Origin of the sequence: Streptomyces sp. NPDC093064 (assembly GCF_044754605.1) — a bacterium.
Lineage (GTDB): Bacteria > Actinomycetota > Actinomycetes > Streptomycetales > Streptomycetaceae > Streptomyces.
In genome coordinates, this window is the sequence record NZ_JBIVPK010000038.1 from 20,850 (window position 1) to 37,623 (window position 16,774).

Annotated in this window: 19 protein-coding genes; 9 read left to right on the forward strand and 10 right to left on the reverse strand. The window is 71.8% G+C overall.

Going from position 1 to position 16,774, the window contains the following annotated elements; translation table 11 throughout:
* Positions 1 to 44: 44 nt before the first annotated feature.
* A complete protein-coding gene (locus ACIQFZ_RS31945) occupies positions 45 to 1,166 on the forward strand; it encodes a cytochrome P450 (RefSeq protein WP_383133092.1) in 1,122 nt (373 codons plus the stop codon).
* Positions 1,167 to 1,393: 227 nt separating this feature from the next.
* Here ACIQFZ_RS31945 and ACIQFZ_RS31950 read toward each other — a convergent pair whose 3' ends face one another.
* The 3 genes from ACIQFZ_RS31950 to ACIQFZ_RS31960 all read right to left on the reverse strand — a co-directional run bounded on the left by ACIQFZ_RS31950 (position 1,394) and on the right by ACIQFZ_RS31960 (position 3,911).
* Positions 1,394 to 1,951, reverse strand: coding sequence for a GNAT family protein (locus ACIQFZ_RS31950; protein WP_365430819.1), 558 nt, complete (start codon positions 1,949 to 1,951; stop codon positions 1,394 to 1,396).
* A 1,309-nt stretch (positions 1,952 to 3,260) separates the two neighbouring features.
* Positions 3,261 to 3,401 carry a hypothetical protein gene (locus tag ACIQFZ_RS31955; protein WP_376651831.1) on the reverse strand — a complete coding sequence of 47 codons (141 nt, stop codon included), beginning with the start codon at positions 3,399 to 3,401 and terminating at the stop codon, positions 3,261 to 3,263.
* A gap of 36 nt (positions 3,402 to 3,437) precedes the next feature.
* Positions 3,438 to 3,911 (reverse strand): TOBE domain-containing protein, encoded by a 474-nt coding sequence (locus ACIQFZ_RS31960; RefSeq protein ID WP_365779353.1) that lies wholly within the window; start codon positions 3,909 to 3,911, stop codon positions 3,438 to 3,440.
* Here ACIQFZ_RS31960 and ACIQFZ_RS31965 point away from each other — a divergent pair.
* A complete protein-coding gene (locus tag ACIQFZ_RS31965; RefSeq protein ID WP_402692837.1) occupies positions 3,897 to 4,769 on the forward strand; it encodes an acyltransferase family protein in 873 nt (290 codons plus the stop codon). The two genes, ACIQFZ_RS31960 and ACIQFZ_RS31965, sit on opposite strands and share 15 nt — an antisense overlap.
* Positions 4,770 to 5,223: 454 nt before the next feature.
* On the opposite strand, the gene ACIQFZ_RS31970 is transcribed toward ACIQFZ_RS31965, so the two are convergent.
* The 4 genes from ACIQFZ_RS31970 to ACIQFZ_RS31985 form a co-directional block, all read right to left on the reverse strand.
* Positions 5,224 to 5,478: a hypothetical protein gene (locus ACIQFZ_RS31970; protein ID WP_402692838.1), complete on the reverse strand. Its 255-nt coding sequence runs from the start codon at positions 5,476 to 5,478 to the stop codon at positions 5,224 to 5,226.
* A gap of 57 nt (positions 5,479 to 5,535) precedes the next feature.
* Positions 5,536 to 6,237, reverse strand: a complete 702-nt coding sequence (locus ACIQFZ_RS31975) for a hypothetical protein (protein ID WP_383059800.1) — start codon at positions 6,235 to 6,237, stop codon at positions 5,536 to 5,538.
* Entirely contained in the window at positions 6,234 to 6,569 is a 336-nt protein-coding gene (locus ACIQFZ_RS31980; RefSeq protein WP_383059798.1) for a ParB/RepB/Spo0J family partition protein, read from the reverse strand. The genes ACIQFZ_RS31975 and ACIQFZ_RS31980 overlap by 4 nt, the downstream gene beginning before the upstream one ends.
* Positions 6,570 to 6,668: 99 nt before the next feature.
* Entirely contained in the window at positions 6,669 to 7,475 is an 807-nt protein-coding gene (locus ACIQFZ_RS31985) for a lysophospholipase (protein WP_365433584.1), read from the reverse strand.
* 63 nt (positions 7,476 to 7,538) lie between these two features.
* Here ACIQFZ_RS31985 and ACIQFZ_RS31990 point away from each other — a divergent pair, with 63 nt between their 5' ends.
* Complete coding sequence (locus ACIQFZ_RS31990) at positions 7,539 to 8,312, forward strand: sulfite exporter TauE/SafE family protein (RefSeq protein ID WP_365433587.1); 774 nt, start codon at positions 7,539 to 7,541, stop codon at positions 8,310 to 8,312.
* A gap of 79 nt (positions 8,313 to 8,391) precedes the next feature.
* Here ACIQFZ_RS31990 and ACIQFZ_RS31995 read toward each other — a convergent pair whose 3' ends face one another.
* Positions 8,392 to 8,547: a hypothetical protein gene (locus tag ACIQFZ_RS31995; RefSeq protein WP_365433589.1), complete on the reverse strand. Its 156-nt coding sequence runs from the start codon at positions 8,545 to 8,547 to the stop codon at positions 8,392 to 8,394.
* 309 nt (positions 8,548 to 8,856) lie between these two features.
* Here ACIQFZ_RS31995 and ACIQFZ_RS32000 point away from each other — a divergent pair, with 309 nt between their 5' ends.
* On the forward strand, positions 8,857 to 9,987 hold the full coding sequence (locus tag ACIQFZ_RS32000; RefSeq protein ID WP_365433592.1) for a serine/threonine-protein kinase: 1,131 nt from the start codon (positions 8,857 to 8,859) through the stop codon (positions 9,985 to 9,987).
* Positions 9,988 to 10,259: 272 nt separating this feature from the next.
* Entirely contained in the window at positions 10,260 to 10,730 is a 471-nt protein-coding gene (locus ACIQFZ_RS32005) for an RpiB/LacA/LacB family sugar-phosphate isomerase (RefSeq protein ID WP_402692839.1), read from the forward strand.
* Between the two features lie 21 nt (positions 10,731 to 10,751).
* Here ACIQFZ_RS32005 and ACIQFZ_RS32010 read toward each other — a convergent pair whose 3' ends face one another.
* Positions 10,752 to 11,819, reverse strand: coding sequence for a galactosyldiacylglycerol synthase (locus ACIQFZ_RS32010; RefSeq protein ID WP_402692861.1), 1,068 nt, complete (start codon positions 11,817 to 11,819; stop codon positions 10,752 to 10,754).
* Between the two features lie 297 nt (positions 11,820 to 12,116).
* Between ACIQFZ_RS32010 and ACIQFZ_RS32015 the strand changes: the two genes are divergently transcribed.
* The 4 genes from ACIQFZ_RS32015 to ACIQFZ_RS32030 all read left to right on the forward strand — a co-directional run bounded on the left by ACIQFZ_RS32015 (position 12,117) and on the right by ACIQFZ_RS32030 (position 15,969).
* Positions 12,117 to 12,965, forward strand: a complete 849-nt coding sequence (locus ACIQFZ_RS32015; protein ID WP_365419724.1) for an SDR family NAD(P)-dependent oxidoreductase — start codon at positions 12,117 to 12,119, stop codon at positions 12,963 to 12,965.
* A gap of 8 nt (positions 12,966 to 12,973) precedes the next feature.
* Positions 12,974 to 13,993, forward strand: coding sequence for a DMT family transporter (locus ACIQFZ_RS32020; RefSeq protein WP_376651827.1), 1,020 nt, complete (start codon positions 12,974 to 12,976; stop codon positions 13,991 to 13,993).
* A gap of 100 nt (positions 13,994 to 14,093) precedes the next feature.
* Entirely contained in the window at positions 14,094 to 14,813 is a 720-nt protein-coding gene (locus ACIQFZ_RS32025; RefSeq protein WP_402692862.1) for a polysaccharide deacetylase family protein, read from the forward strand.
* A 361-nt stretch (positions 14,814 to 15,174) separates the two neighbouring features.
* Entirely contained in the window at positions 15,175 to 15,969 is a 795-nt protein-coding gene (locus ACIQFZ_RS32030) for a cobalt-precorrin-6A reductase (RefSeq protein WP_376651798.1), read from the forward strand.
* Here the strand turns inward: ACIQFZ_RS32030 and cobF are convergent.
* Positions 15,920 to 16,699 carry a precorrin-6A synthase (deacetylating) gene (gene cobF / locus ACIQFZ_RS32035; protein ID WP_402692840.1) on the reverse strand — a complete coding sequence of 260 codons (780 nt, stop codon included), beginning with the start codon at positions 16,697 to 16,699 and terminating at the stop codon, positions 15,920 to 15,922. The genes ACIQFZ_RS32030 and cobF overlap by 50 nt on opposite strands.
* Between the last annotated feature and the right edge of the window lie 75 nt (positions 16,700 to 16,774).

The following is a 16,774-nucleotide window of genomic DNA, read 5'->3' on the forward strand; positions in this document are numbered from 1 at the left end:
GGGCCGACCCCTACCCGCTGTATGCCGAGTTGCGCAAGACGCCGGTGGCTCGGCAGGAGGACGGCAGCTACGTCATCAGTACCTATCGCGAGATCACGGACATACTGAATGACCCGCATCTGAGTTCCGACGTGCGCAATCTGTCGCGTCCGATGCCCCCAGCCGAGGGAGAGGCCACGTCGTCGTTCATCCACATGGACTCGCCCGAGCACGATCGCCTGCGGCGTATGGCGATGCGTCACTTCGGCCCCCCGCACACCCCTGGGCTGGTGACCGGACTTGAAGGCTTCCTGACCGCCACCGTCGGCAGCCTGATCGACGATTTGGCGGGCAAGGAGCAGATCGACGTCGTCGACGATTTCGCCTTCCCGTTCCCCGTAACCGTGATCTGTCACTTGCTCGGCGTGCCACGCGAGGACGAGCCGAGGTTCCACCTCTGGGTGACCGACATCATGAACTCGATCGACTACAACCCCAAGACCGACCCGAAGGAGAAACTGGACAAGGGCGTACAAGCCCGCAAGGACTTGTGCCAGTGCCTCGGCGAGCTGGTGGAACAGCGCCACGGCCGGCCGGGAGACGGCCTGCTGTCACGGCTGGCCAACGACGACGGGCCCGACGGTCGGATGGCCGACGCCGAAATCGTCGCCACCGCCAGACTGCTCCTCATCGCCGGCCATGAGACCATCGTCAACCTCATCACCAACGGCATGCTGACGCTGCTGCGCCACCCGCAGGTGCTGCAGCGACTGCGCGACGAACCGGACCTCGTCGTGCCGCTGGTCGAGGAACTGCTGCGCTACGAGCCCCCCGTGCACATCATTCCCTGGCGGGCGGCGTACAGCGACGTCACCGTCGCCGACACCGTCATCCCCCAGGGCTCGCAGATCATGCTCATGCTGGCCTCAGGCAGCCGCGATCCGAAGCGCTTCCACGATCCGGACCGCTTCGACCCGGATCGCCGTGACAACCAGCACCTGGGGCTCGGCAGCGGCATCCACCTATGTTTCGGCGGCCCGCTGGCCCGGCGGGAAACCCAGATCGCGCTGACCGAGTTGGTACGCCGGCTCGACCGCCCCAGGCTGGTCGCCGACCCGCCGCCGTACCGGCCCAGCCCCGTTCTTCGGGGTCCGATCCATCTGGACATCGAGCAGGGTGACGGTTGACGCGGCAGCCGAGGGCAGTTGCAAGGTCGCGCCGCGGACGGCCCGGCCGACTCTGCATTCGACAACAACCCGCTACCCCCCTCGGTCTCGCAACCCCCGGCCTGCACCTGCGTACCACCGTGCGCGGCTGAGGACAGCCCCGCTTTCGGCGACAGACCGCCTACACCCGCCAACAGCGAACGTCGATGAAGTCCGAGTACCGGTCCGCACACGCCCGGACGACCTGCTCACGGCTCGCTCATCGTGTGTCGCTGGTCGAACTCGTCGGCGAGCATGCCCATCATGACGAGGTCGTGATGCCCGCCGGCGAAGAAAACGTGTTCACGCAAGCGCCCCTCCTCGGTGAAGCCGAGCCGACGAAAAAGTGCCAACGACGCCTCGTTGGGGGCCAAGACCGCCGCCAGACACTTGTGATAGCGCCGCTCGGCGAACATGAAGCGCAGCAACAGCACCACGGCTTCCGCCGCGTAGCCCTTGCGCCGGTGGCCGGCGCCGATCACGACATCGAACTCGAACCAGCCCGGACAACGACCGGTGCGATGTGAGCCGACCGCGCCAACCAGGTCCCCCGTGGCCGTCGTTTCGACCGCCAACCGGAAACGGTCGTCATCGCACTCGGCAACGGCCTGCTCCTTCGCCCAGGCACGATAGCTTTCGGCGGACCGCGGCAGATCCAACCGGCCCACTCGCCGCCCGTCATCGTCCGCGAAGCGCGCGAACGCCGTCCAGTCATCGGGCTCAATAGCGCGTAGGCGCACCCGCCTACCGGTCCAGGACGATGCCATGCCCTATTCGATCACGCTGCACTGCGCGCGAGGCCAACAGGCACGCCGAGGCGGCGCTGTCGGCCCCGTGCCAGATGCGTGCCAGTTGGGGCAGTCAACACCGGACAACAGTGGTCGGTCACGGACAGCGTCCGAGGCCGAAACGGGGTCGATGAGGCACCGGTGAAGGGCATCCTCGTACGTCTGCTGCAGGGCCGCGGACGACTACCTGACCAAGCCGTTCACCGGTGAAGACGATCGCGCGGCCGGCCGCTGGGCCTTCAGACGACGCCGGCGAACGGACTTGGCGAGCGCGGCGTCGCCGCTGTCGTCGGTGTCCACACTGCGGTTGGCCCTGGTGGCGATGAGCCGGCTGGCTCGTTCGGACTTCGACAATCCCGAGCTGATCAGGAGGCCCTGCCTTCATGCGCGCACTGGCTGGAGATCACCCGACCGAGTCGCCTCAATCGAACCGATGTCCACCATGATCGGTACGACAACGGCTTCTTTAGCTGTGCTGGCCATCGGGTGGCAGACCTCGTGGCGACGCATTCCTGGCTGCGGGGTTGCCCCGTCATGCAGCATCCCGCCGTCCAGCGGGCAGCGACTCACCCGCATGGCGCCGCATCGCTCTGGCCTGGCGTTTGAGGACATGGACGGACTTTCCCACCGCCTGGAACATGGCCCACTTGCCAGGGTCGAGCTGCAGAGTTGGCGGTGGTGACCTCGGGTTTCACGGGGTGAGTTGTTTGGCGATCTTCAGGAGTTCGGCTTCGTGGAGGTCCTGATCCGTGGTGCTCACGATGAATGTGTAGGTGCCGTTCGTCCATGTCGCGGTGTTATTGGAGTGACGAACATCGCCGCCGCAACCGACCACTACCGATCACCGACCGACCACGCACTCCAACCACTCGATCTTGAAACATGAGAACACATCAGCTCTGTCCAGGCACGTGCCTCTCATCAGCGGAAACGTCTACGCGCAGGACTTTGCGGCAGCCCTGGGACATCAACACCCCCCGTAGAACTTGATTGCTTCCTTAGGGTGAAAAGAGGAGGAGCGGCGACCCCGTACCCGCCTCGGATCCGGGAGCTGGTCCAACGTCTCGCTGAGCGAGGTGAGTTCCTCGGGCGGGCGGCGCGGATCGGTGATCCCGCAGTGGCGCTGCAGGACACCGATCAGGGAGGATGACACGCGAACGCGACCCTGTTCGTGATCGCTTCGAGAACCTTGATCATCAGAGGTCGCGTTCGCCATCTCCAGCCCGGACGACCCGCCCGTCCCGCCTCAGACACCCGCAATCATCACGTCTCGCCGAGTGAGAACGCATCAGCCCTGGGCGTACCTCGACTTGAATTTCTGCGCGCTCTGCAAGTGGCAGATGACCTTGCCGTCTCTGGCGTAGGCGGGCATCCCGTACCAGAGCTTGGGCGTGAGGTCCGGAGCGGCGGTCGTGATGATGTCGTGCATCTGCCGTCGGCGCCCTGGTGTCCGGGCGGCCCGGAGTCACGGGTAGAGGGCTGCCTCGCCCATGACGCGGACGCCCGTGTTCTCCCCGGGGCGTATCGGCACTGGGCCCGCGATCCGGATGTCGACTGGGGTGTCGTGGCCCTCGACGGCCACGGTGACTATGGCGTCGTGGCCGTAGTAGCGGACGTCGGTGACCGTGCCCCGGGCCGCGTCGTCGGAGTCCGGGGCGGTCAGTTGGAGTTGTTCGGGGCGGAGCAGGATCGTGCCGGCCCGGAGTCCGTTCGAGGGGGCGGTGAGGGGCACGGAACCGAGCGGGGTCAGGGCCGTGCCGTCGTCGTCGACGGTGCCGGGGAGCAGTACGGCTTCACCGACGAAGCGGGCGACCCAGGGGTCGGCGGGACGCCGGTAGAGGTTCTGCGGGGTGTCGCACTGGGCGACCTCGCCGTCGCATACGACGGCGACGAGGTCGGCGGTGGACAGGGCCTCCTGCTGGTCGTGGGTGACGAGCACGGCCGTCGCGTCCGTGACCCGCAGCGCTGCCCGCACGTCCGCCCGCACGCGCTCTTCGACGTCAAGGGCTTCGCCCACGTCCTCCTCGGTGTCGCGGGCTACAACTTCGCCCGTTTCCAACTCACCGACGCCGGGCGCCGCGAGCGCCTACGGCGCCTGTGGCGCAGCATCGCCCGTATCGCCGTACCGAGCATGGTGTGGATCACCTGCGCGGTGGTACTGACCGACTTCTACGAACCGGCCAACGCCCTGCTGCTCAACAGCCTGTTCGGCCAGGCGACCGACCGTTTCGAGTGGGCCTACTGGTTCGTGGAGGCCCTGGTCCACTTCCTGGTGGTCCTCGCCGTCCTCCTGGCCATACCGCTGCTGGACCGGCTGGAGCGACGGTACGCCTTCGGGGTGCCGCTGATTCTCATGGGAATCGGCCTGATCGGCCGCTACGACCTGTTGGGCCTGGAGCCCGTCCGCCCTCATCTGAGCCCCACCGTGGTCTTCTGGCTGTTCGCGCTGGGGTGGGCGGCAGCGCGGGCCTGCACGGCCGGGCAGCGGGCCCTGTTGACGGCGACGCTGCTGCTCACCGTGCCGGGCCTGTTCCAGGACCAGCCGTTGCGCACTGCCATCGTGATCGCCGGTCTGGTGCTGTTGATCTGGGTGCCGACGCTGCCCAGCCTCGCCCCGGTCAACGCGCTCGTGGGTGTCCTGGCGAGCTCTACGCTCTACATCTACCTGACGCACTATCAGGTCTATCCGTACCTCGAGGACGGCTTCCCGCTCACCGCTCTGTTCGCCTCCCTCGCGGTCGGTGTCGGCTATCGGGCGGTCGTGACCCGGATGGCGCGGAGGATCCGGTGGTTGTGACCAGGAGTGAGTGGCCGAGACCTTCGTGAGCGCCACCCAGGCCCGCGTCGTCATCCCCGTCGGCGGCGTGGTCGTCTCCGGCGCCATGCAGGCCACCGCCCTGGCTCACCGGGAACGGCCCCATAAAGGCCAACGGCCCCCAGAAGTTGAGCCAGAACCCCAGTTTGGGCACACTCACCTGATTCACCCAAATGCCACGCGCCTTGTCGTTGCTGGTCGTGGTCCAGCTGTGGCTGAAGGCGACGCGATTGTTCAGGGCGAGGAGGTTTTTCCCGTCTCCCGTTCGGGCGCGCAGGTGGTGCCGGTGCCTCGCCACCGGCACCGTCCTGGGGATCTGGAGGTTCCAGGTCTGCTTCCACGGCCGGAGGCTGGAGGTCCCTGAGGGGCTGGTGCCCACGCCTGCCGGCAGATTGGGCAGCCTTTGGCTTTTGTTCAGTATTTTCATCGGGCCGATCTACCGGAGTGCCGTCGCTTCGCGTGAGCATCGAATGTCTCGGGCCTTGAGTGCCTTCCCGAGTGGTGAGCAAGTGTGCTTTTCGGCCTGGTCAGCCCACAGGGTGGCGCCGTAGCCCAAGCCGTTCAGGGCGTCGGTGCCGCAGGCGTCTTGCTCGTCGACGTGGAACAGCGCGTCCTGGGCAGGCTTGGCTTTCACGCCGAAGTCGGCGGGCTTCATGCGCGACCAGTCGGGGCGGCCGGCGGTGTCGCTCACGGGGTTTCGCTTCACTGGATGGAGGCGGCCCGCCCCGGGCAGGGCGGGTCGTGCGGGTCAGACCGCGGTGGGCTTGGCGGGCTTGGCGGCGGTCTTCTTGGCCGTGGCCGGGCCCTGTCGCTTGGGGGCGTGCGGCCTCGGGTCGGCACGCTCGGCCGTGGCCTTCTTGGCGGGGGCCTTCGGCTTGGGCCCCGGCTTGGGCGCGGCCGGCTTGGCCTGCGTCGTCTTGGCCGGGGCTTTGGTGGTGAGGCTTTCGTGCTCGGCGTCGGGGTTCAGGCGGGCGATCTCGCGGGCCTCGGCGTGTGCCTTGGCCTGCCGCAGGTTCCAGCGGGCTTTGGAGATCGCGTCGGCCACGCGGTCCATCTGGTCCATGCGCTTGCCGACCTCGCCCTCCAGGGCCACGGCGAGCTTCAGCGGGTCGGCCTTGCCTAGCTCCTCCAGCAGGCCGAGGATCCGCTCTATCCGGTCGATCTTGTTGCGGGTCTCGGTGCGCTCGCGCTGCCGCTCCTCGCGCTCCTCGGGCGTCATGTCCTCCACGAGGAGGACGAACGTCTGGCCCTGCTGCTTGAGCGCGTACGCGAAGTGCACCAACTCGTTGTCGCCGGCGAAGGCGCCCTTGGCCCACTTCTTCATCACGGCGGCCTGGTTGCCGGGCGTGAGGGCGGCGATCTGCACGGCGGCCTGCGTGCCGATTGCGCCCGAGTTCACGTGCTGCTGGACCTCTTCGGTGAGGTTCAGTAGGGCCAGGCGCAGCATCACGTACTGCGAGGACTTGCCGAACTCCTTGGCGACGTCCTGGCTTCGGCGCCTTCCTGCTCGTTGAGGAGGCGGCGGAACGCCTTGGCCTCCTCCATCGGAGTCATGTCGGCGCGGTTGATGTTCTCGGCCACCGACCGCTTGAACCGCTCGATCTCGCTCAGGCCGTCGTCGGTGACGATGGCCTTGATCTCGGTGAGCCCGGCGAGCTGGTGGGCGCGCCTGCGGCGCTCGCCCGCGACGATCTCGTAACCGCCGGCGCCGCCGTCGTCTCTGGCGGTACGGAGCGGTGCGATGCGTTCGTCCTCGCTGGTCCCGGCCGGTCCCACCCGCACCGCGCAACCACTCCATGGGGGCGCGAGTGCCCTTGCCGAAAGGGGGCAAACAGCCGCCCCGCCCAGGTCGGACGCCCTCTTCCGACCCGAGACGGGCGCTCAGCGCGCGAGTACGCGGTCCAGGAAGTCCGTCATGTCGGCGAACACCTCCGCCCGGTTCGTCTCCAGGAACACCTCGTGCCGGGCGCCCGGATAGATCCGCTCGGTCAGCGCGCCGCCCAGCCGCTCGATCCCGGCCCGGCTCCCGTCGAGCGGGACCAGCCGGTCGTCGTCGCCGTGCAGCCACAGCACGGGCAGCTCCCCGACGTCGCCTCCCTCGGCGACGGCCTTCAGGGTCCGCGCGAACGCCTCGACCGTCGGCCGCTTCATCGGGCCGTGCCAGACGAGCGGGTCCGCCGCGTACGCCGCACGGACCGCCGGGTCCCGGGAGAGCGCGGCCGGGCTGACCGGCGTGTCGGGGATCTCGTCCAGGGCCAGCAGCCGGCCCGGGAGCTCCCAGGCGCCGATGACCGGCCCGGACAGCACGAGCCCGGCCAACTCCCCGCCGTGGCGCTGGGCGTAGCGGGCGGAGATCAGCCCACCCATGGAGTGGCCGATCAGCGCGAGCGGCAGCCCGGGGTGCGCGGCACGGGCCAGATCCGCCACGGCGCGCACGTCGGTGACAACCTCCTCGAAGTCCTCGACCACCACGCGTTCGCCCGCCGACCTCCCGTGGCCCATGTGGTCGGGGGCGTACACGGCCGCTCCGTGCGCGCCCAGTGCGCGGGCCGGTTCCTCGTAGCGGCCGGAGTGCTCGCCGTACCCGTGCACCACGAGCGCGACGTACCGCGGTCGCGGGTGCGGCCACTCGCGGACGGCGAGGGCGCCCCGGACGCCGGTCAGGACGTGCTCACGGACGTCGGCCATGGCTCCTCCAGGCGAGACGGTCCTTACGCCCCGCGGTTGTCAGGACATAACATCGGTCACCGCATGAACACGATGACGCTCTGGAACATATCCGGGTGGGGATTCGCCGCGCTCGCCTTCGCGGCCCTGCTCGTCGGCTTCTCGAAGACCGCCGTCAGCGGGGCCAACACGGTCAGCCTGGCCGTCTTCGCGGCCGTCCTGCCCGCCCGCGCCTCCACAGGAGTGCTGCTGCCGGTCCTGATCGCCGGCGACGTCCTCGCCGTCCTCACCTACCGGCGGCACGCCCACTGGCCCACGCTGTGGCGACTGTTCCCGGCGGTCGCGGCGGGGGTGGTCGTCGGCACCCTGTTCCTGATGTGGGCCGACGACGGGATCGTACGGACCTCGATCGGGGCGATCCTGCTGCTGATGGCGGGGGTGACGGTGTGGCGGCGCCGCAGCGCCGACCGGGGGGAGGAGCCGGACGCGGTCAGCACCCGTCCGGGCCGCCTCAAGGCCCGCTCCTACGGCGTCCTCGGCGGCTTCACCACCATGGTCGCCAACGCGGGCGGCCCGGTGATGTCGCTGTACCTGCTGTCGGCGGGCTTCCGCAAGTTCGGCTTCCTCGGTACGTCGGCCTTCTTCTTCCTGATCGTCAACGTCTCCAAGGTGCCGTTCAGCGCAGGTCTCGGACTGATCGACGGCCGCTCGCTCCTCCTGGACGCCGTGCTCGTGGTCTTCGTCGTGCCCGGGGCGCTGCTCGGCAAGTGGGCGGTGCACCGCATCAACCAGCGGCTGTTCGAACAGCTGGTGATCGCGGCCACCGTCGTGGGCGGCTTGCAGTTGCTGCTGCGCTAGTAGCCGGTCATCCGGGTCGAGAGGTGTCCGGGGCGCGAGGTGTCCGGGGCGCGAGGCAGTCCGGTCGGGGGTCGTCCGGTCAGGAGGCCGCGCGGCTCAGCGCCGCGCGGAAGCGGTCGTAGCGCTCCACGTCCTCCACGTCGTCGGCGCGCCGCGGCCGTCCCGCGAGCAGGCACCAGACGCTCGCCATGAGCAACGTCGCCAGGGGGATGAGCAGCCATGTAAGAGGGGTCACTGTCCGTCCTCTCCTTCCCGAGTGGATCAGCCGGGTAGGGCGACGATGACATACACGATCAGCTCTACACATTTGTGTGACGAGCGACTCCGCGCTTTTCACTCGGAGGGCCTCGGTCCGAAAGCCGGAAGGTTTCTTGTCCGGACAATCCGCCCGGGAGAGCCGGGGATGGGTCGGGAGCACCCTGAGTGATCGTTAAGATGAGCCGCGGTTGCCGCGATCCGTATGCGCTGCCCGGCTGCTGCCGCGCCTGCTGCGGGGAGCGGCCGTGAGGGCGGGAATTCGGGGATTTTGAGGGCGGGGCTACGGGTGCTGGTGGCGGGGCGGTACCGGCTGCAGACGGTCATCGGGCGCGGCGGAATGGGCGAGGTCTGGAGAGGCCTCGACGAGGTGCTCGGCAGACCGATCGCGGTCAAACTGCTGCTGAACGACGGGTCGGACGCCTCCGCCGAGGCCCGGTTCAGACTGGAGGCGCAGACCTCGGCCCGGCTGAACCATCCGCACGTGGTCGGGACGCTCGACTTCGGTGCCTGGGAGGACCGCTGCTTCCTCGTGATGGAACTGATCGAGGGCGACAGCCTGGCCGGTGAGCTGACCGCCGGCGGCCCGCTCTCACCGGAACGACTGGCCCAGGTGGCCCAGCACTCGGCCGAGGGCCTCGCCGCAGCGCACGCCCAGGGCATCGTGCACCGGGACGTCAAGCCCGGCAACCTGCTCAGCGACCACCAGGGCACCGTCCGCATCGCCGACTTCGGCATAGCCCGCTTCGTCGACGACCCCTCCGGCGCGCTCACCACCACCGGGCAGATCGTCGGCACCGGCCTCTACCTGGCGCCCGAGCGGGCCATCGGGACCCCGGCGAGCGCGGCCTCCGACATGTACTCGCTGGGCTGCGTGCTCTACCACCTGTCCGTCGGCTCCCCGCCCTTCGAGGCGTCGACCGCGACCGCGCTGCTCTACCAGCACGTCGACGCCCCGCCCGTACCGCCGCACCAGCGGGGCGTGGCGCTGCCGCCCGCCTTCGAGGCGTACCTGCTGAGCATGCTGGCCAAACGGCCGGAGGAGCGGCCCACCGCCCGGCAGGCCGCGGACTGGTTCGCAGGCGGCGCCTGGCGGGGCGTTCCCGAGCCGCTTCCTCCGGAGCACTGGAGTGGGGGCGGGGGCGGGGGACGCGGGCACCATCGCGGTCCGAGCCAGCGGGGTACGGCTCCCTCGCACCGTCGCGCCGCCACCACTCCCGCCCCCGCCCCCGCCCGCGCCGGGGTCGCGTCGGGGGCCGCCGGCATGGACGCCGGCTGGAACACCAGCGTGCACCGGGTGCCTCCGCGCCGACCCGGACTGCGTTCCTCGCTGCGCCGCCACCGCCGTGCCGCCGCCGTCGTGGGCGGTGCCGTGCTCTTCGTCTCCGCGCTGCTCGCCGGGATGGCGTGGTTCTCCTAGGCCCTGTCGTCACATTCCCGTCTGCCCCGCGACGCCTGGCACGCACTCTCGCCACACCGGGCGAAAGCCCAAGTACGTCCAGTACGAGGACTTCCGCCCGGCACGCCGAGAGCACGCACCAGACGCCGCGGAGCCGCCCTTCGGGCGACGACGGGAATGTGACGACAGGACCTAGGCGCGCCCACGGGCGGACGCGCCCGCGTGTGCGGTCGCCGGCCGGAGCGGGCGGGCGCCCTTGGAGTCCGGACGGCGCGCTGAGTAGTCTCCGGCACATGCGGATCTCCGTCTCCTCGGACATGGCCGAACCCGTCGCCCGCTCGCTGGTCGCCCTGCTGCGCGAGCGCGGGCACGAGGTGCTGACCCACGGCGCGCTGCGCCCCGGGGACGACCCGCAGTGGGCGGCGTGCTCGGCCGCCGCGGCCTGTGACGTCGCCGAGGGGCGGGCCGACCAGGCCGTCGTGTGCTGCTGGACCGGCACGGGCGCGTCCATCGCCGCGAACAAGGTGCCCGGCGTACGGGCGGCTCTGTGCACCGACGCCTACACGGCGGACGGCGCCCGCCGCTGGAACGACGCCAATGTGCTGGCGCTCGGCCTGCGGCTGACCTCCGAACCGCTGCTCAAGGAGATCCTCGACGCCTGGTTCGCCGCCGCGCCGAGCGAGGACGCCGAGGACCGCGAGAACGTCGCCCGCGTAGGACGCCTGGACCTCCGGCGGGACGTGACCCGGGGCGACCGGCCCTGACAAGCCCCATGAGGGACTGGCCTAGGAAGTCCGGCTCGCCCCCGCGGCCCGTAGGACCAGATCGAGCGGGTCCTCCCGGAAGAGGGCGCGCCCGGCCGCGATCCGTTCCTCACGTGGCGCGCCCGGCGCCGTGAGGCGGGTCAGGGAGCGCAGCAGGGCATCCGGGTCGGCTGCGTGGTCGCAGACGCCGAGGGCCGCCATACGGCGCAGCCCCTCCGCCCCGTGTCCGGGCAGCGGGCGGTGGCCGACGACGGGCAGACCCGCGGCGAGCGCCTGTACGGCGGTCTGCCCGGCCGCGTTGTCCACCAGGGCGGCACACGCGTGCAGCAGTTCCGGCATGTCCGTCACCCAACCGGGGGTGAGGACACCCGGCGTGCCGGACAGGGAGCGGCGCAGCCGTTCGTTGCGTCCGCAGAGCACGACCGGCAGGAAACCGTGCGCGGCGAGCAGCCGGGCCGTGTCGGCCAGCCGGCTGCCGGCTCCCCAGGCGCCGGCGGAGACCAGCACCGCGGGCCGCCCGCCGCCGTGCCGCTCCAGCCGGCGCCGCCACACGGCCGTCCCCGGCCCCGCGGCGAAGAACTCCGGTGCCACGACAGGGCCGGGCGCCTCCGCCGCCCGGCCGGTGCCCCGCCGGACCTCCCGAGCGGTCTCGTCCGTGAGGCACACATGCAGGTCGTTGCCCGGATGCAGCCACTGCCGGTGCGCCGCGAAGTCGACGACGACCACCGCGCTGGGCACCCGCAGCGCGCCGCGCGCCCGGAGGTGGCCGGTGAGCTGGGCGGCCAGATGGAAGACCGGCACGACGACATCGGGCCGCCACTCACCCACCAGGCTCAGCAGACGCCCACCGGCCAGCCGTGCCAGCGGGGTGCCGCTCGGGCGCGGCCGGGGGCCGGGTGCGAGGAACAGGTCGTAGATACCGGTGTAGACCCAGGGGGCCCGACGGACGACGGTCCGGTAGAAGCCGCGCAGGCCGCTTCCCAGACCGCCGGGCAGCAGGGCCAGCACGTCCACGACACGGGCCTCCTTGCCGGCGGCGCGGGCACGGCGGGCCAACTCGGCGGCCACCGTGTCATGGCCCGACCCCATGCTCGCGGTCACCACGAGCAGCCGTTCCGCCTCCGGCCGGGACGTCGGGGCCGGCCGGGCGGGCGCGTGGCGCGTGCCGGGCTCGCGGGCGGCGGGCAGCGGTGGCGGCACGGACGATTCGGACGACACTGGAAGTGAGTAACCCTCACCCACCGCAGTCAAACGAACGGGCACCCTTCCGCCCGTCCCACGTTTCGGGCACAGCCTCCGGGATACTTCACCAGCCCGGAGGCCGTCCCGTACCGCCGGGGCCGCACCGGCGGCCCTCGGTCCGTCCGATCCTCGAGGTGCGTCCCGATGTCCCACGCCCCCTCCCGCGTACGGTCCGGCTCCGGCACGCCGGTCGAGGCCCCGGCGGCGCCGAGCGCCGCGCCCGGCCGGACCGGCGGTGCCGCGGCGCCGGGCGGAGGCGCGCTGGTGACCGGGGCCTCGTCCGGGATCGGTGCGGCCGTGGCACGGCGGCTGGCCGCGGAGGGCGGCTGGCGCCTGGTGCTCAACGGGCGCGACCGCGCACGCCTCGAGGAGGTCGCCCGGGGCACCTCGGCCGTGGCCTTCCCGGCGGACCTGTCCGGCCAGGGCGCCGAGCGGCGGCTGGCGGAGTTCGCGCTCGACAACGTAGGCCGCGTCGACCTGCTGGTGGCGGGCGCGGGCATCGGGTGGGCCGGGCCGTTCAGCACCATGCCGCAGCCCGCCATCGACGAGCTGTTCGACGTCAACGTGCTGGCGACGCTGCGTCTGGTCCGGCTGCTGCTGCCCCAGATGATCAGGCAGGGCACGGGCCGCGTGGTCATCATCGGCTCCCTGGCCGGCACGGTAGGCGTCCGCGACGAGGCCGTCTACTCCGCCGCCAAGGCCGCGCTGGGCGCCTTCGCCGACGCCGTGCGCTACGAGCTGCGCGGCACGGGGGTCGGCATCAGCCATGTGGTGCCCGGGGTGGTCGACACGCCGTTCTTCGACCGCCGCGGAGTGCCCTACCGGCGTTCCTGGCCCCGGCCCGTCCCGGCGAGCCGGGTCGCCGACGCGGTGTGGGAGGCGGTGTCGCGAGGCCGGGACGAGGTGTACGTCCCCGGCTGGACCCGGCTGCCGGGCCGGGTGCGCGGTGCCGCGCCCGCCCTGTACCGCCGCCTTGCCGCACGATTTGGGTGACACACGGGGTGAACGCGCTCACCATCGTCCTCGCACTGTTCGCCGCGTGCGCCAACGCCGCGGCCTCGGTACTGATGAGGCGCGCGGCGACGGAGACGCCGGACGGCGGGGGAGGGGGCGACCGGCGCACCGGCGGTACGGCGGGCGAGACGCCGGACAGGCGCGGGGAGGGCGGCGGCCCGGCTCCCCGGGCGGCGGAGGGCGGCCACGGCCCGGACGCCTCGGGTACGCCGCATGCCGTCAAGGTCAGGCGGCGGCGGTTCTGGCTGGCCGGGGCGGCCATGCTGGCCGTGTCCGCGGTGTTGCAGGCCGCGGCGCTGGCCGTCGGGAGCCTGTCACTCGTCCAGCCCCTGCTGGCGACCGAACTGCTGTTCACGCTGGCGATGGGCAGCATCGTCTTCCGCCGGCGGCCGGCCCGGATCACCTGGCTGTCCTTCCTCGCCCTGGCCGCCGGACTGGCCGTCTTCCTCGGCGCCGCCTCGCCGTCCGCCGGACGCGCCACGGCCGAGGCAGCGCGCTGGATCCCCGTCGGTGTCGCCCTGGTGTGCCTGGTGCTCCTGCTGATCGGCGTGGCGCGGCTGGTCAAGGGCCCGCCCCGGGCCGCCGTGCTCGGTCTGGCCTCGGCCGTGCTGTTCGCGGCGACGGCCGCCCTCCTCAAGGAGGTGACGGGCCTCTATCCGCAGGGCCTGGCCACACTGTTGTCGAACTGGACGCCGTACGCCACGGCGATCACCGGGCTGGCCGCCTTCGGACTGCTCCAGTGCGCCTTCCGGGCGGGCACGCTCGTCGCCTCCCAGCCCGCCCTCACCCTCGGCGACGCCCTGACGAGCATGGCGCTGGGCTGGGCGCTGTTCGGGGAACACATCGCCCTGGGCGTACGCATGGTGCCCGAGGCGATCGGTATCGGTCTGCTCGCGGCCGGGACGATCGGTCTGTCCCGTTCCCCCGCCGTGTCGGGCAAGTGGGACGCGGAACCGGCGGTCGGCGCGTCCTCCGATCCGGGCAGGGCGCAGGCGGAGCACCCGTGAGGACAGGAGCATGGGGAGGAGTCGGCGGGTGGCAGTCAGAGCATCCGTGAGGAGGAGCCGTCAGGTGGCAGGACCAGGCAGCCGTCACGCGCGCACCGCGCTGGCGGCCCTCACGCCGGTGGCCGCCGTCGCGGCCGCCCACATCGTCCCGGCGGCCACCTGGCTGCCCCGCTTCCGGGCCCTGTGCTTCCCCGGCCTCGCCGGGACCGGCCGCCCCGACCACGTCGCACTGACCTTCGACGACGGCCCGGACCCGGCCTCCACGCCGCACTTCCTGGACGAGCTGGACCGGCTCCACGTACGCGCCACGTTCTTCGTCCTGGGCGAGAGAGTGGCCCGATTCCCCGGCCTCACCCGGCACATCGCGGACCGGGGACACGAGCTCGCCGTGCACGGCTGGACCCACAGCCGCCCCTGGCTGCCGGCTCCGGCCCGGGACGTCCGGGAGACCGGGCGGGCGGCCCTCGCCGTGCGCGAGACCACGGGCCTGCGGCCGCGGTGGTACCGCCCGCCCTACGGCATTCTCACCGCGGGCCGCTGGGCCGCCGCCCGGCACGCGGGCCTGTGCCCTGTGTTGTGGACCGCCTGGGGCCGCGACTGGACGGCGGACGCGACCCCTGCCTCCGTCCGCACCACCGTCACCGCGGACCTGCGGGGCGGAGGCACGATCCTCCTGCACGACACCGACCACGCCTGCGCCCCCCACTCCTGGCAGGCAACCCTCGGCGCCCTGCCCGGCCTCCTCCGCGTCTGCCACGACGCCGGCTGGTCGGTGGGCCCCCTGTCCGAACACGACCTGCGCCGAGCCGGGCAGGGCTGAGCCCGCCCACCCGTTGCCCAGGGTTCTCGCGCCGACGATGCCTCGGCCTCTGGGTGCCTTGCGCCCGCTGGCCTGCGGCGGACGGGCCCGCCCGATGCGCGACGGACCGCAGGTCTTGGGACAGGCCACGGCGCCGGGACGGCCTGGCCGATGGCCGTATGGAGATACTCGTCTCCACGGCGCGGCGCTCAGCGTCGGTACGCGGTGCCGCGCGCTGTGCCATGCCGAATCGCGGGTTCGAATCGGGGGTGATGCCACGCGCCGCACGCGCGTGAGGCCCGCCAGTCGGCAGGAGGACATCCCGCCCTCGTCGCCGCACCCTGGTGCCGCCCCCCGTCCGTCACCCCCTACGCTCGATGTCATGTCCTCGCACATCCTGGTTCTCGGTGGTACCGCCGAGGCCCGTGAGCTGGCCGCGGTGCTCGCGGCGCGGGACGGGGTGCGGGTGACCAGTTCGCTGGCGGGGCGGGTGACACGGCCGGGGGCGCTGGACGGGGACGTGCGGGTCGGCGGTTTCGGTGGGGCGGAGGGGCTGGCCTCCTGGCTGCGCGAGCACCGCGTGGACGCCGTCGTCGACGCCACCCACCCCTTCGCCGAGGCGATCACGCGGAACGCGGCGCGGGCCACGGCGGCGACCGGCGTACCCCTGGTGGTCCTGCGCCGACCCGGATGGCGGCCGGGACCCGGGGACCGCTGGCACCCGGTCGTCTCGCTGCACGCCGCGGCGGAGCTGCTGCCGCGGATCGGGCGCCGGGCGTTCCTGACCACGGGACGGCTGGGCCTTGCCGCCTTCGCCCACCTGGCCGAGACGCACTTCGTCGTACGGTCGGTCGAGCCGCCCGAGCCTCCGATGCCCCCGGACACGCGGGTGGTGCTCGCCCGCGGACCGTTCACCGTGGCCGGCGAGAAGGAGCTGCTCACGGCGCACCGCATCGACGTGCTGGTGACCAAGGACAGCGGAGGAGCGGCCACCGCGGCCAAACTCTCGGCCGCGCGGGAACTCGGGCTGCCGGTCGTCGTCGTACGCCGTCCGCCGCTGCCTCCGGAGCTGACCGCCGTACCGGATGTCGCGGCCGTGCTGGAACGCCTCGGCCGAGCCGCCGGGCCTACTCCGTCCGACCCTCGGGGTTGCGGCGCAGCAGATACGTGTCCATGATCCACCCCTTGCGCTCACGGGCCTCGGCCCGCAGCCGCTCGATACGCGGCGCGGCCTCGGCGATCGGGCCGGAGACGAGGATCTCGTCCGGAGTGCCTATGTAGGCGCCCCAGTAGATGTCGATGTCCTGGTCGGCGCAGTGCCGGAAGGCCTGGTGGGCGTCGAGCATCACCACCACGTCGTCCACGCCCTCCGGGAACCCCTCGGCCAGCCGCCGCCCGGTGGTGATCTGCACGGGCCGGGCGACCCGGTTGAGCCCCGTGCAGTGCCGGGCCACCAGGGCCGAGACGCTGCTGATGCCGGGCACCACGTCGTACGCGAAGTCCACCGTGCCCCGCGCCAGCACCTCCTGGAGGACGCCGAGCGTGCTGTCGTACAGCGCCGGATCGCCCCAGACCAGGAACGCGCCGGTCTCGTCCTCGCCCAGTTCCCCCGTGATCAGCCGCTCGTAGATGTCGGCGCGTGCGCTGCGCCAGTCGCCGACGGCGGGGGAGTAGGCGGCACCGCCCGCCGTCCGGTCCCGCTCCGGGTCACGCGCCTCCACCACGCGGTACGTCCCCTCCGGTATGTGCGTGCGAAGCATGTCCCGGCGCAGTTCTACGAGGTCCGACTTCGCCTCGCCCTTGTCGAGGACGAAGAACACGTCCGTGTCGCGCAGCGCCCTGACCGCCTGGAGGGTGAGCTGGTCGGGGTCGCCCGCGCCGATGCCGATCACATGAATCTTTCGCACGCCCCGAGTCTGCCGTACGGCACTGACAACGCGTCCACCGGTGCCACACCGACCGCTACCGGCACCACTCACGCA

Bases quoted from the DNA above. Each gene is read 5' to 3' on its own strand.
- ACIQFZ_RS31950 (WP_365430819.1), bottom strand. From the start codon at position 1,951: ATGGCATCGTCCTGGACCGGTAGGCGGGTGCGCCTACGCGCTATTGAG.
- ACIQFZ_RS31985 (WP_365433584.1), bottom strand. From the start codon at position 7,475: ATGGCCGACGTCCGTGAGCACGTCCTGACCGGCGTCCGGGGCGCCCTC.
- ACIQFZ_RS32030 (WP_376651798.1), top strand. From the start codon at position 15,175: ATGTCCTCGCACATCCTGGTTCTCGGTGGTACCGCCGAGGCCCGTGAG.
- ACIQFZ_RS32015 (WP_365419724.1), top strand. From the start codon at position 12,117: ATGTCCCACGCCCCCTCCCGCGTACGGTCCGGCTCCGGCACGCCGGTC.
- ACIQFZ_RS31990 (WP_365433587.1), top strand. From the start codon at position 7,539: ATGAACACGATGACGCTCTGGAACATATCCGGGTGGGGATTCGCCGCG.
- ACIQFZ_RS32010 (WP_402692861.1), bottom strand. From the start codon at position 11,819: ATGGGGTCGGGCCATGACACGGTGGCCGCCGAGTTGGCCCGCCGTGCC.
- ACIQFZ_RS32005 (WP_402692839.1), top strand. From the start codon at position 10,260: ATGCGGATCTCCGTCTCCTCGGACATGGCCGAACCCGTCGCCCGCTCG.
- ACIQFZ_RS31955 (WP_376651831.1), bottom strand. From the start codon at position 3,401: ATGCACGACATCATCACGACCGCCGCTCCGGACCTCACGCCCAAGCTC.